This window comes from Phyllobacterium sp. SB3 (assembly GCF_040009165.1).
In the GTDB taxonomy this organism is placed as follows: Bacteria; Pseudomonadota; Alphaproteobacteria; order Rhizobiales; family Rhizobiaceae; genus Phyllobacterium.
Window position 1 is genome coordinate 189,394 of record NZ_JBDYKI010000005.1, and the last position, 13,865, is coordinate 203,258.

General features: G+C 53.3%; 10 protein-coding genes. 8 read left to right on the forward strand and 2 right to left on the reverse strand.

Features of this window, described 5'->3' with window-relative positions; genetic code table 11:
- Positions 1-22: 22 nt before the first annotated feature.
- From ABKW30_RS19735 to ABKW30_RS19750, 4 genes are all read left to right on the forward strand, one after another.
- Positions 23-868, forward strand: coding sequence for a MipA/OmpV family protein (locus tag ABKW30_RS19735; RefSeq protein WP_348600630.1), 846 nt, complete (start codon positions 23-25; stop codon positions 866-868).
- A gap of 271 nt (positions 869-1,139) precedes the next feature.
- Complete coding sequence (ileS, locus tag ABKW30_RS19740; protein WP_348600631.1) at positions 1,140-4,112, forward strand: isoleucine--tRNA ligase; 2,973 nt, start codon at positions 1,140-1,142, stop codon at positions 4,110-4,112.
- Between the two features lie 187 nt (positions 4,113-4,299).
- Positions 4,300-4,977 carry a hypothetical protein gene (locus tag ABKW30_RS19745; protein ID WP_348600632.1) on the forward strand — a complete coding sequence of 226 codons (678 nt, stop codon included), beginning with the start codon at positions 4,300-4,302 and terminating at the stop codon, positions 4,975-4,977.
- Between the two features lie 154 nt (positions 4,978-5,131).
- Positions 5,132-6,118 carry a DUF4105 domain-containing protein gene (locus ABKW30_RS19750; RefSeq protein ID WP_348600633.1) on the forward strand — a complete coding sequence of 329 codons (987 nt, stop codon included), beginning with the start codon at positions 5,132-5,134 and terminating at the stop codon, positions 6,116-6,118.
- Between the two features lies 1 nt (position 6,119).
- Here the strand turns inward: ABKW30_RS19750 and ABKW30_RS19755 are convergent, their stop codons facing one another.
- The gene (locus ABKW30_RS19755) at positions 6,120-6,572 is read right to left on the reverse strand and encodes a nucleoside deaminase (RefSeq protein WP_348600634.1); all 453 of its coding nucleotides are present in this window, start codon (positions 6,570-6,572) and stop codon (positions 6,120-6,122) included.
- 78 nt (positions 6,573-6,650) lie between these two features.
- Here ABKW30_RS19755 and ABKW30_RS19760 point away from each other — a divergent pair, with 78 nt between their 5' ends.
- The 4 genes from ABKW30_RS19760 to ABKW30_RS19775 all read left to right on the forward strand — a co-directional run bounded on the left by ABKW30_RS19760 (position 6,651) and on the right by ABKW30_RS19775 (position 11,930).
- The gene (locus ABKW30_RS19760) at positions 6,651-8,525 is read left to right on the forward strand and encodes a pseudouridine synthase (protein WP_348600635.1); all 1,875 of its coding nucleotides are present in this window, start codon (positions 6,651-6,653) and stop codon (positions 8,523-8,525) included.
- An 8-nt stretch (positions 8,526-8,533) separates the two neighbouring features.
- Positions 8,534-9,091: a 16S rRNA (guanine(966)-N(2))-methyltransferase RsmD gene (gene rsmD, locus ABKW30_RS19765; protein WP_348600636.1), complete on the forward strand. Its 558-nt coding sequence runs from the start codon at positions 8,534-8,536 to the stop codon at positions 9,089-9,091.
- Between the two features lie 65 nt (positions 9,092-9,156).
- Entirely contained in the window at positions 9,157-10,623 is a 1,467-nt protein-coding gene (locus ABKW30_RS19770; protein WP_348600637.1) for a pitrilysin family protein, read from the forward strand.
- An 11-nt stretch (positions 10,624-10,634) separates the two neighbouring features.
- The gene (locus ABKW30_RS19775) at positions 10,635-11,930 is read left to right on the forward strand and encodes a pitrilysin family protein (protein WP_348600825.1); all 1,296 of its coding nucleotides are present in this window, start codon (positions 10,635-10,637) and stop codon (positions 11,928-11,930) included.
- Between the two features lie 2 nt (positions 11,931-11,932).
- Here ABKW30_RS19775 and ABKW30_RS19780 read toward each other — a convergent pair whose 3' ends face one another.
- Complete coding sequence (locus ABKW30_RS19780) at positions 11,933-13,768, reverse strand: monovalent cation:proton antiporter-2 (CPA2) family protein (RefSeq protein WP_348600638.1); 1,836 nt, start codon at positions 13,766-13,768, stop codon at positions 11,933-11,935.
- Positions 13,769-13,865: the final 97 nt, after the last annotated feature.

The window sequence follows — 13,865 nt, forward strand, 5'->3', positions numbered from 1 at the left end:
AGGCAAATTTCGGAGTTTAGATATGTCTGTACGTTTAATTGGCGCCCTTGCCGGCGCAGTTTTTTTCGCGTTTCCCGCAATAGTCCTTGCCGATGAATATTACAGTGACCCTGAAACGACGACCAGTAGCCCAAGAGGCGATCACTGGTGGTCTGGAGACTGGTATTTAACTCTGGGAGCAAAGGGCTTTGTCGCTCCGCGCTATGATGGGGCAAGCGATTATCGCTTGCTTGCCGCGCCGGTTATTTCACTTGGCCGTGCAGGAAAAAGCGAGAAGTTCTCGTCTCTGAATGACAATGCCTCCTTTGGCTTTATCGATACAGGCGTGTTTCGCGCAGGTTTGACAGGCAAGCTGGTCTCCGGCCGTGACGATGACGATTCCCGTGATTTGAAGGGATTGCATGATACCGATTGGGGTGTTGAGGTCGGTGGTTTTGCCGAATTCTACCCAACTGATAATGTTCGCGGTCGTGTTGAAGTACGTCGCGGTATTGGTGCTCATGATGGCGTCGTTGCAGATTTTGCCGTGGACGCCTTCACAGATATCACCCCAACCGTTCGTGTGTCCGCCGGTCCGCGCGCAACAGTAGCCACCAAGGACTATTTCCGGGAATACTACGGCGTTAATCCTGCCGAGTCCGCTGCGTCGGGTTTGAAGGAGTACCGGCCCGGAGGTGGTTTGAAATCGCTCGGAATAGGCGGCCAGATAACCTGGAAGACTACGGATAAGATCACGACAAGCGCCTATGCCGAATACAGCCGTTTGATGGGCCCGGCTGCCGATTCGAGCCTTGTCAAAGAACGAGGATCGGCCAATCAGGCAACATTCGGCCTTCAGGCGACCTACCGTTTCGACTTCTCGCTTTAGCTATTAAGGCAGACGCATGTGAAGTTTATTGCGTCTGCCCCTTTATTCTCGCGAGCGTGATTGCTAAAAGCGCGGTCATGAAAACCGTTTGCGGGGCTTTTCCCAAGTCCGTACCGATTCAGATACGAATTACTGGCCCGGCCTTCACCTGACCTGAAGCTACCTGCTTCGTGGTGTTGAAGGTCCGGGCGGCGCATTTGCGCTCTATTCTCGATTTCTTCAAGTCCTTGCTCGCAGCGATAACGCGCGAGCCCAAGAAAAGCCGAAAAAAATGAACGATACGTCCAAGCCAATCGACTACTCAAAAACCCTTTATCTGCCCCAGACGGATTTTCCGATGCGCGCTGGCCTGCCAGCCAAGGAGCCGGAATTCGTCCAGCGATGGCAGGATATGGACCTTTATAAAAAGCTGCGTGAGGATGGTAAGGATCGTCCACTCTACGTGCTGCATGATGGTCCTCCCTATGCCAATGGTAACATCCACATTGGCCATGCCCTGAACAAAATCCTCAAGGATGTCATCACGCGTTCTTTCCAGATGCGCGGCTATAACTCCAATTATGTCCCGGGCTGGGATTGCCATGGTCTGCCCATCGAATGGAAGATTGAGGAACAGTACCGCGCCAAGGGTAAAGACAAGGATCAGGTGCCGATCAACGAGTTCCGCAAGGAATGCCGTGAATTTGCTGCAAACTGGATCAAGGTGCAGTCGGTTGAATTCAAGCGCCTCGGTATTGAGGGTGATTTCGAGAATCCCTACACGACAATGGCATTCCATGCTGAAAGCAGGATCGCTGGGGAGCTGTTGAAGTTCGCCATGTCGGATCAGCTATATCGTGGCTCCAAGCCTGTCATGTGGTCGGTCGTTGAGCGGACTGCTCTCGCTGAAGCTGAAGTTGAATATGCGGATGTTGAAAGTGATACAATCTGGGTGAAATTCCCGGTAGTGACCGGACCTCAAGACCTCTTGTCGGCAGCGGTTGTCATCTGGACGACTACTCCTTGGACCATTCCGGGAAATCGAGCAGTCAACTACTCACCGCGCGTTGCCTATGGACTCTACAAGGTTGAAACGGCAGAGAATGATTTTGGCCCGCAACCCGGCGAGTTTTTGATTTTCGCAGATGCCTTGGCAGAAGATTCTGCAACAAAAGCGAAACTGACATTCAATCGCATCAGGACTGTAACGGCTGATGAGTTTACGAGCATCACGCTCGATCATCCATTCAAAGGCTTTGGCGGCGGCTATGAGTTTGTTGTACCGATGCTTGCCGGTGATCATGTAACCGACGATGCCGGTACAGGCTTTGTGCACACTGCGCCCGGTCATGGCCGCGAGGATTTTGATGCCTGGATGGATGCGCGCAACGATATCGAAGCGCGCGGTATTTCCTCGGCGATCCCGTTCACGGTCGACGATGCTGGCTATTACACCAAGGATGCACCGGGTTTTGGCCCGGATCGTGAAGGCGGCCCGGCGCGCGTCATCGACGATAATGGCAAGAAGGGCGATGCCAACAAGGCCGTAATCGAAGAACTGATCAATCGGAGCATGTTGTTTGCCCGCGGCCGTATAAAGCACTCTTATCCGCATTCATGGCGCTCTAAAAAACCGGTCATCTTTCGTAATACGCCGCAATGGTTCGTCTATATGGACAAGCAATTGTCTAGTGATCGAGTCGATCTTACAGGCAAGCACATTACCGATAGTACAAAATATCTCGTTGCCGATACATTGAGAAATAGAGCTTTAAAAGCCATTGACGAAACCCGTTTCGTCCCGGCCGGTGGACAAAACCGTCTACGCGCAATGATCGAAGATCGTCCTGATTGGGTGCTTTCCCGTCAACGTGCATGGGGTGTGCCGATCTGCGTGTTTGCCGATGAGGCCGGAAATGTGCTCAAGGACGATGCCGTTAATGCGCGCATCCTTGAAGCCTTTGAAAAAGAAGGTGCCGACGCGTGGTTTGCGGAAGGCGCGCGCGAACGGTTTCTTGGCGAAAAATCCAACGAACCTTGGACACAAGTGCGCGACATTCTCGATGTCTGGTTCGATTCAGGCTCGACGCATGTCTTTACGCTTGAAGACCGGCCTGATCTGAAATGGCCGGCCGATGTCTATCTTGAAGGTTCCGACCAGCATCGCGGCTGGTTCCATTCATCCCTGCTTGAAAGCTGCGGTACGCGTGGCCGTGCGCCTTATAATACACTCGTCACCCATGGCTTCACCATGGATGAAGAGGGGCGCAAGATGTCAAAGTCGCTCGGCAACACTGTCACACCTCAGGACGTGATCAAGGATTCCGGGGCAGATATTCTCCGCCTTTGGGTCATGACCACCGACTATTGGGAAGATCAGCGTCTGGGCAAAAACATCATCCAGACGAATATCGATGCCTATCGCAAACTTCGGAATACTATTCGCTGGATGCTGGGCACTTTGGCACATGACGAAGGTGACGATGTTGCCTATGCGGATATGCCGGAACTTGAACAGCTGATGTTGCACCGCCTGGCCGAACTGGATGAGCTTGTACGTTCGGGCTACGATGCATTCGAGTTCAAACGCATCACACGCGCGTTGATCGATTTTCTGAATGTGGAGCTATCGGCATTCTATTTCGATATTCGAAAAGATGCGCTTTATTGCGATGCACCGTCCAGCATCAAGCGTAAAGCATCACTGCAAGTCGTGAGGCATTTATTTGACCGTATCGTTACGTGGCTGGCTCCAATGCTGCCATTTACAACGGAAGAAGCTTGGCTCGATCTGCATAAGAATGCGGTTTCTGTTCATCTGGAACAGTTTCGGGATACGCCGAAAGAATGGAAGAACGATGCGCTGGCTGCAAAGTGGCGCAAGGTGCGCGATGTTCGCCGGGTTGTCACCGGCGCGCTGGAATTGGAACGTGCCAAGAAAACGCTGGGCTCATCGCTTGAAGCCGCCCCGCTGGTTTTCATCAGAGATCTTGAGCTGCTTGCCGCAGTTAAAGACCTCGATATGGCAGAGATTTGCATCACCAGTGCTATAACCATCAAGGATGGAACAGCACCAGCGAATGCGTTCATTGCGGATGATGTCAAGGGCGTTGCAGTCGTGTCAGAGCGGGCAACTGGCACAAAATGTGCACGTTCGTGGCGCTATACGCATGATGTCGGTTCGGATTCTGCCTATCCTGATGTCTCCGCGCGGGACGCAGCAGCGCTGCATGAACTGGCGAAGCTTGGCAAACTTGACGTCTGAATAAAAACTGCGGGTTATCCCTTGTGATAATCCGCTGTTTTATTAACAAGAAAGAGCCTCGACTTGCTTAATGCTACGGGCCTCATGTAAAAGGCTGCCATTGAGTTGCCTGAATTTAGAGGCAGGGCATAGATCAAGCGTATTTTTGGCGGGCATCAGTGCTCAGGCTTGGGTGGAAGTGGCGAGTATGAATTTGAACGGACGCATTACGGTTCTAAGTGCATTGTTTGCATCGCTGGCAATTGCCGGTTGTGCATCTTCGCCCACCTATGGCACAGACAAGTCATCCGGCGCGCAGTTGCTTGACGACGTATCGAATATTGCTTCGTTCAGTAAAAAGAAAAGTACGATTGCTTACAACCCCAGGCCTGAACTTGTTCGCCCGGCTTCAGGTACCTCGGAAGGCGCACAGTTGCCGCAGCCGCAGGGAAATGTTGTTGCCGATAATAGTGCGAACTGGCCGGAATCGCCGGAACAGCGGCGCAAACGTATCCGCGACACAGCAACCGCCAACCAGAACAATCCCAATTTTGTCCCGGAAGTCGAAAACGATATACCTGCTGCGAAATCTTCGGGACCATCCGAATACGGCGCAAATAATGATAGGGCACCAAAGGTAGTTCCCGGTGGTCGGGGTCAGACCAATCAAGGTAGTGAGTTCCGTGCCCGTAAGCTTGCATCCACAGCAGGATCGCCAACGACGCGTAGATATCTGAGCGAGCCACCACTGGAATATCGGGCTCCGGCAACTACCGCTGCAACAAACGATCTTGGTCAGGATGAGGCCAAGAAAGAGCGTGAGCGGAAAGCCGCCGCCCGGAAGGATAAGGGTTTCAGTTTCAAAAACCTTATTCCCTGGAACTGATTTCCGAAAAACTGCCTATCCCTTACCCGTTGTAATGGTTACCCTTTGAGATGTGGTCATCGAAGCTCTGTGCCAAAAATTTGGAACAGAAGTATCTGTGCTTCGTTGATCACCGATCAAAGGTTCATCTTTACGTTAGCCGAGGGTTTTCCAATTGTTCGTTTTCAGATTGACCGGACGAATTATTCTTGTCCTCATTTCGATTCTGGTTTTTGTGTGGGGCGGGTTTGCCCTTTGGTATCAGCTTCCCCTTGGCGCCCTTGCCACGATAGGTTGCCTTGTCATCTGGACGGCAATTGCATTTTCCGTACTTTGGCTGGAGATAAAGGGACGATCGCTTCGCGCATTGATCGTTCTCATTCCAGTAACAGTTGCCCTGTTTTACTGGTGGAACACAATTACCCCATCTCTCACGCGAATCTGGTCGGATGATGTTGCCCAAACTGTCACCGGGACTTTAAACGGCAATCAGGTGACCTTGTCGAATGTGCGGAATTTCGAATGGCGGTCGCGCGAGGATTTCACTCCCCGCTGGGAGGTTAGGAATTACGATCTGGAAGATCTAGCGTCTGTCGATGTGTTTCTTTCATATTGGTCCAATCCCGCCATTGCCCATACGCTTGTCAGCTTTGGTTTCAACGATGGTCAGCACGTGGTGTTTTCTGCTGAAATCCGAAAAGAACGCCATGAAGAATTTTCTGAGATTGGAGGCTTCTTCAAAGAATTCGAGCTTGCCATGATTGCGGCGGATGAACGCGACATTGTTCGATTGCGAACCAACATACGCAAAGAAGATGTTTATCGTTATCGCATCAGAATGGCACCGGAGATGCGGCAGGCTTTGTTTCTGTCATATATCGATAATGCCAATCATCTGGCGCAGAAGGCCAACTTCTACAACACTATAACTGCAAATTGCACCACCGTAATTTTTGATATGGTTCGTGCGATCACGCCGGATTTGCCGATTGATTACCGCGTTGTTCTGTCCGGCTATCTGCCGGGTTATCTGTACGATCTTGGCGCAATAGATAATCAAAAGCCCTTGGAAGAAGTCGAGAAATCCGCGTCAATCAATCAACGCGCTATCAATGCCGATAGGGACCCTGATTTTTCGGCAAAAATACGCATCGAAAACTAGGTCAGAGCCGTTTGGTCCGGAAAAACTCTTTAAGCAAGGCCTCTGAGTCTGCCTCGCTGAATCCGGAATAAACTTCCGGAACGTGATGGCAGGTTGGTTGCGAGAAAAACCGTGCACCATTTTCCACGCCGCCACCTTTAATATCCTGGGCGCCATAATAGAGGCGGCGAATGCGCGCAAAGGAGATTGCGGCCGCGCACATGGTGCAGGGTTCAAGTGTGACATAGAGGTCGCATCCCGGGAGACGCTCATCGGCAAGTGCCTGACAGGCTTCCCTTATCACCAGTATCTCTGCATGAGCAGTCGGGTCGTTTAGCTCCCGCGTCCGGTTTCCTGCCGCTGCAATTATCGTCCTGTCTTTGACCAGCACGGCACCGATTGGCACTTCGCCTCGCGCTGCAGCTGCATGCGCTTGTGCTAAAGCTATGCTCATCGGATCAGTTTTTTGGTTCACAGGCAGCTCATTATCCAGAATTTACTCGCAAGCACACTCCATAGCTGGTAGTGAGCCCTGCTGAAAGGCAAACATTCCATGACAAGTTCAAAAGATGACGGCAAGGGCAGCAAACGCCCCTTTGAAAAGCGCAGCTTCGACAAGCACAACAATGATGGTCCGAAAGGACCACGCAAGTTCGAAGGCGCTGCTCCAGCAAAACGCGGCTTTGATGCTCGCAAGGAAGAAGCACAGCCGGAGGAAGGCGAGCGCATAGCCAAGCGTCTGGCCCGTGCGGGTATTGCCTCTCGCCGCGAAGCCGAGACCATGATTGCGGCAGGTCGGGTGTCGGTTAATGGCAAGCGCCTGGCAAGCCCGGCCGTCAACGTCGTACGCAATGACCGTATTGAAGTAGACGGCAAGCCACTGCCTGAAAAAGAACGGACCCGCCTGTGGCTTTATCACAAGCCTGCCGGTCTTGTGACTACCAATCGCGATCCTGAAGGCCGTCAGACCGTTTTCGAGTCCCTGCCAAAAGATATGCCGCGTGTTTTGTCTGTCGGTCGCCTTGACATCAACACCGAAGGCTTGCTGCTGCTGACCAATGATGGTGGTCTGTCGCGTGCTCTTGAATTGCCTTCAACTGGTTGGCTGCGACGTTACCGGGTACGCGCTCATGGAAGCATTACTCAGGAAAAGCTCGATACATTGAAAGACGGTATTGCCGTCGATGGTGTGTTCTACGGTGCAATTGATGCGCATCTGGAACGCGAGCAGGGCTCCAACGTCTGGATCATGATGGGGCTGCGCGAAGGCAAGAACCGCGAAGTCAAAAATGTGCTTGGAGCATTGGGCCTTTCCGTAAACCGCCTCATCCGGATTTCCTACGGCCCGTTCCAGCTGAGTGATTTGCCGGAAGGCTCCGTTCGCGAAATGAATGGCCGTACACTGCGCGATCAGCTTGGTGAACGCCTCATCGAGGAGTCCGGTGCTGATTTCGATGCGCCGATCATTAATGTGTTTTCCAATGAAGCTGTCAAAGGCGAAGCAGTGCAGCAGCCAAGCGAGCGTCCGGCGCCAGCTCAACGCTCGGAATGGATCTCCAGTGCACCGGTAGAGAAACGGCGCGCGCCTCGCAAATCCAAAGACGAACAGCGCGAAGAAAACCTGTCACGATGGACTACAGATCGCAGCGACCGGCCAGCGACAGCCCGAACCAGCCGTGATGAACGGCCTGCGCGTGGCCCACGCGAAGAACGTCCAGCCCGCTCAGCACGCGATGGCGATCAGAAACCACGGGGAATAACCTCAAAAGCTGATCGGGAACGCAAGGAAGATGAAGCCATGGCGCCGCGTAGTTCGCGCTCAGCCAATGTTTGGATGGCTCCGGGTGCGCGTCCGATGGGCAAGGCGAGAGCAAAGGCCGTGGAAGCTCGCGAAGCACGCGGCCGGTCTGACAGTGCCGATAGGCCAAAGCGTTTTGGTGAAGGTGCAGGGCGTGCGGCACGTGCGGCCAGTGACCGTCCAGCTTCTTCGGATCGGCCGCGCGAAGATCGTGAAAGATCAAGCGGACCTCGTACGCCCGGTGGTTATTCCGGCGATAAGCCGCGTAGCTATTCTCCGCGTCCGCCGCGTGAGGGCGGCGATAATGCAGAGCGTCCAAAGCGTTCATTCGGATCGGATCGGCCGGAGGGTTCCCGCAATGCCCCGCGTCCACCACGGGTTGGCAAGCGCGAGCGTGCAGAACTGAAAGAGCGGGAAGCTCGCGGCGATGCACCGGCTCAGAGCGACCGCCCAAACCGTTCGGAACGACCTTATGGTGCCAGCGGTAAGCCAACGCGCGCACCGGCTAGGCAGGATGGCCGGGGTAGTGGCGATCGTCCTTATGGTGGTCCAAAGGATGCGCCTCGCGGCGCTCCCCGCAATGGTCCGGGAGGCGGAAGCAAACCACCTCGTGGCAAGCCTAGGGGCTAAGGTTTCGCATGCGGATTGTTGGCGGAAAATTTCGCGGACGCAGCCTGGCGACCCCTGAAACAAACGCGATCCGGCCCACTACCGACCGGACGCGAGAAAGCCTGTTCAATATATTGGTGCACAATTATCCGGAAAAGTTCGAGGCATCACGTGTCCTCGACCTTTTTGCAGGCACCGGCGCACTCGGGCTCGAAGCGATATCACGCGGTGCGCGCTATGGGATATTCATTGAAGAGTCTGCGCAAGGGCGCGGCTTGATCCGTACAAATATTGAAGCATTTGGGCTCATGGGAGCTACCAAGGTATTTAGCCGTGATGCGACAAAGCTAGGCGATATCGGCAATATGGAGCCTTTTGATCTGGTATTTGCCGATCCACCCTATGGCAAGGGCTTGGGAGAAATGGCGTTCAAAGCTGCATTGGATGGCGGTTGGCTCAAGCCGGATGCGCTGCTGGTGCTCGAAGAAGAAGCCGATGCGGCAATTGACCTTGATCCACGCTTAGAAATTGTCGAAGAGCGCCCCTATGGCGGCACAATCATAAGGCTTGTCACATTGAAGTCGTAATGACTTGGGAAGTCGTAAGTCCATCATTGTAGCGGCATTTGCAAAACAGAACTGGATTGATTTGAATGCTTCTTGCTAAAGGCCGTACCCTCGCGGCATTTGTCTTGTCCGGCGTATTTGTCGCCTCGATTTCAACCTTTCCGGTACGTGCGGAAACAAAAGTACCCGCTACGGAGGCATCGCTCAAAACCGATGTTTCTTCATTCCATCTGGATAACGGACTTGAAGTGGTCGTCATCCCGGATCACCGCGCTCCTGTTGTTACTCATATGCTGTGGTATCACGTCGGTTCCGCCGACGAAGAGCCCGGCAAGTCCGGTATTGCCCATTTCTTTGAGCACCTGATGTTCAAAGCCACCAAAACCTACCCTGCAAGTGAGTTCTCCCGCAAGGTTGCCGAGATTGGCGGTCAGGAAAACGCCTTCACATCATATGATTACACTGCTTTTTATCAGCAGCTTGCCCCGCAGGCGCTCGAAATGGCAATGACTTACGAAGCGGACCGTATGGAGAATCTCATTCTCAACGATGAGGTGGTCAAGATAGAACGTGATGTGGTGCTTGAGGAGCGCCGCTCACGCGTGGACAGCAATCCATCCTCGTTGCTTTCAGAAGAAGTGAACGCCACGCTTTATCAGAACCATCCCTATCGCATGCCCGTAATCGGTTGGCTGCACGAGATGGAAAAGCTAAACCTGACGGACGCCTTGGCATTCTATCAAAAGTACTACACGCCTAATAATGCAACCTTGGTTGTATCTGGCGACATTGATACCGCGACAGTCAAAACCCTCGCTGAAAAGACCTATGGCAAAGTTCCCCGCCGCGCTGAACCCGGTAAGCGCGAGCGCCCGCAGGAGCCTGAACAGAACACCAAACGCACAGTTTCACTCGCTGACCCGCGTGTTTCGCAGCCAAGCTTCCAGAAAATGTGGCTTGCTCCATCTTATACCAATGCAAAGCCCGGTGAAGCTGAAGCTTTGGACCTGCTCAGCGAAATCCTTGGCGGTTCATCACGCAGCCGCATCTACCAGACGCTGGTTGTAAAAGATGGTTCGGCAGCCAATGCCGGTGCCTATTATCAGGGCTCATCGCTCGATGATGGCAGTTTTGGTGTTTACGGTTCGCCGCGGGGCGATGCAACTTTGAAAGATGTGGAGAATGGCATCGATGCACAGGTCGCCCGTATCGTCAAAGATGGCGTAACTGAAGATGAGTTGGAAAAAGCCAGAAACCGCTTCTTGAAAAGCGTCATCTTTGCGCGGGACAGTCAAACTGGCATGGCTCGCATTTATGGGTCGACACTTTCCACAGGGCAAACCATCAAAGACATCGATGAATGGCCTGATCGCATCAAGGCGGTGAAAGTTCAGGACATTCAGGAAGTGGCTAAACAATACCTTGTCGATAGCCGTTCGGTGACAAGTTATCTGATGCCGGAAGCGGGTACACCCGACCAAAAGACTGAACATCAGAGTCAGAGTTCAGGCGAACCCGAAGGCGGAGCGCCAGCGCAGGGAGTTGTCCAATGACTGCATCAATCATGAAGCGGTTTGCCGCTGCGCTTGTACTCGTTGTCTTTACCATCGCGCCCGCCTATGCCGTCGAAATCAAGGAGGTTGTATCTCCAAAAGGTATTCGGGCTTGGCTTGTACAGGACGATTTCGTTCCGCTGATCTCCATGCGCTTCTCTTTTAAGGGTGGCTCTGCTCAGGACCCCTCTGGTAAAGACGGGATAGCTAATCTTATGACCGGCCTTTTCGATGAAGGGGCAGGTGATCTGGATTCTGAAGCATTTCAACAGCAGCTCGATGATGTGGGAGCTGAGATGAGTTTCAGCGCCGATGACGACTCCATATCGGGCACAGTCCGCATGCTTTCGGACAAGCGCGATGCAGCTGTCGATCTGCTTGCGTTGGCGGTCAACAAGCCACGCTTTGACCAGGCTCCCATTGACCGTATCCGCCAGCAGGTCGTTGCCGGAATAAAAGCATCGGAGCGTGATCCCAACACAATTGCGGGGCGCAAATTTGCCGAAGCGCTCTACGGAAAGCACCCATACGGGCGTCAGTCAGAAGGTAAAGTCGATACCTTGAGCAGCATCACGCATGATGATCTTGCGACGTTCCACAAGCGCAATTTTGCCAGAGACAATCTGATTATAGGTGTGGTCGGTTCGATCAGCCCAGAAGACCTTGCCACCTTGCTCGACAAGGTTTTTGGTGATCTTCCCGAGAAAGCTCAACTGGAGCCTGTCGATGAAGCAAAACTGGGTTTTGATCAAACAACACGAGTTGATTATGTGCTGCCACAGACATCGATTTCCATGGTTTATCCGGGAGTGCGCCGCCAGGACCCGGACTTCTTCCCAGTCTTCATCATGAATCATATTCTTGGTGGGGGTACGTTCTCATCGCGCATCTATAATGAGGTGCGCGAAAAGCGTGGCCTTGCTTATTCTGCGGGTTCGACCCTTGCGACAAAGGATCATATGTCCGCGCTGATCATATCGACAGCAACGCGTGCCGATCGCTCCAACGAAACATTGCAAATTCTGAAAGATGAAGTTGCCCGCATGGCGAAGGACGGCCCGACTGAAGACGAACTTGTTGAGGCGAAGAAATATCTGGTTGGTTCCTACGCGGTCAACAATCTGGACTCCTCATCAGCCGTGGCCAGCACGCTGGTCGGCCTACAGGATCAGAAGCTTGGGCGTGACTATATCGACAAGCGTTCAGACCTCATCAACGCGGTTACGCTTGAGCAGGTGAAGGCGGCAGCACAGAAACTGCTTTTGACAAGTCCAGCTGTATTGATCGTTGGGCCGCCGCAGTCCTGAGTTTACTCTGCAGGCGTTGGTACAGGTTTGGCATCCATCTCGTCGTCGATAACTGTATCAATGCGCTGAGCTTCGCGTGTCGGTTTGACAAGAGGTTCAGGCGTGACCGGGCGTGTAAGGAGAAGATCATTGCCTGCAGACAAGCCTTCGGCCGCCTGCAGGTGCAGCCGATCTTCGTCTCTTTGGCGAATGTCCTGCATGATTTCATAGGCAAGCTCTTCCGTAACGCCAAGCTCCTCAAGCGCACGCCTTCCAAATACAAGACCGGATTCGAACGTCTCACGTAATTCATAGTGCACGCCGCGAGCCCGCAGTTTCAGTGTATGTACCCGATCATAAGACCGAACAAACAGCTTGATATCGGGATACTCAGCCTGAATCATTTCAACGATTTGGTTGGTCGTTTCTTTCTGGTGGGTGGTAACGGCCACAATCTTTGCTCGCCTTATACCCGCTGCTTCAAGCACTTCCTTCCTTGTGCCATCGCCAAAGTAAATGCGGAAGCCGAATTTGCTGGCAGCACGAATGCGATCAGCTGATGCATCGATAACCGTCACGTCGCTACCGCCAGCCAGAAGTATTTGCGCGGCGATCTGTCCGTAACGTGAGAAGCCAATCATCATGACATCCGCGCCGGCACCGTCAAAATCTTCGTCGATTTCGTCCTTCTTGTTGTTGTGGTCCACCAGAAAACGGTTTCCAAGGGCAACAGACAAGGGCATTACCGCCATGGAGAGGGTTGTAACGGCGACGAGTTCAGAGGCCGTCGAATCGGTCATCAGACCAGCTGCCGCAGCAGCCGAAAAGAGCACAAACCCGAATTCACCACCTTGTGGCAGGAAGAATGCAACGCGGATCGCATCATTGTGACTATTGCGAAAGAGCCGGGCCAGCACATAAACCACCAAGGCTTTGATTGCCATGAATGCTGGCACTGCCAGGAGAATTGCCTGCCAATTCTGCAGGATGACATCAAGGTCCAGCGATAGTCCGACAGCCATGAAGAACAGGCCGAGAAACACACCGCGAAACGGTTCGATGTCCGCTTCAAGCTCGTGCCGGTAGGATGACTCGGCCAGCAGCACACCGGCAATAAATGCGCCCATGGCCATGGACAGCCCGGCATATTGCATCAATGTCGCGGCACCCAAAACAACAAATAAGGCCGCAGCAATCATCACCTCCCGTGCGCCCGTATTGGCGATGAACCGGAAGAGTGGATTAAGCAGGTAGCGCCCCACAGCAATGATCGCACCCACGCAAATGACAGCGATAAGAAACTTACCCAGCGGGTCCGCTTCATGGGTGGCTGAACCTGGTGCAAGAACAGGTATCATTGCGAGAAGCGGAACAATTGCCAGATCTTGAAACAACAGAATTGCGAATGAGGTTTGGCCGTGCGGCATCGTCGTCTCGCCGCGTTCCTCCAGAATCTGCATGGCAAAGGCGGTCGAAGAGAGCGCAAGGCCGAACCCTGTAATAAGCGCGGCCTGCCAACTCATGAGGGCGAAAGCCATTATCAGGCCCGTCAGCGCAGCACCGGTAATAATTACCTGTGCTGCACCGAGACCAAAGATTGCTTGTCGCAATGTCCAAAGGCGTGATGGCTTGAGTTCAAGCCCAATGACGAAAAGCAGGAAAACCACACCGAGTTCGGAAAAATGCAGGACCTGTTCTCCGTCGGTAATGAGGTTGGCAAGCGGCCCGATCAGAAGTCCGGCCGCGAGATAACCCAACACGGTTCCAAGACCGAGACGCTTGAAAAGTGGGGCGGCAATGATCGCTCCGGCGAGGAGTGCAAGTGCCTGAAAGTAGAGGTTGCCGCTCTGTGAAAGCATATGCTCGTAATCCGGACCTGAAAAATTGTTGCGTGTGTTTGCCTTGATAGACCCTGATTTGCACCATATAGGGTGGGAGTACATCATCTGACTTTTG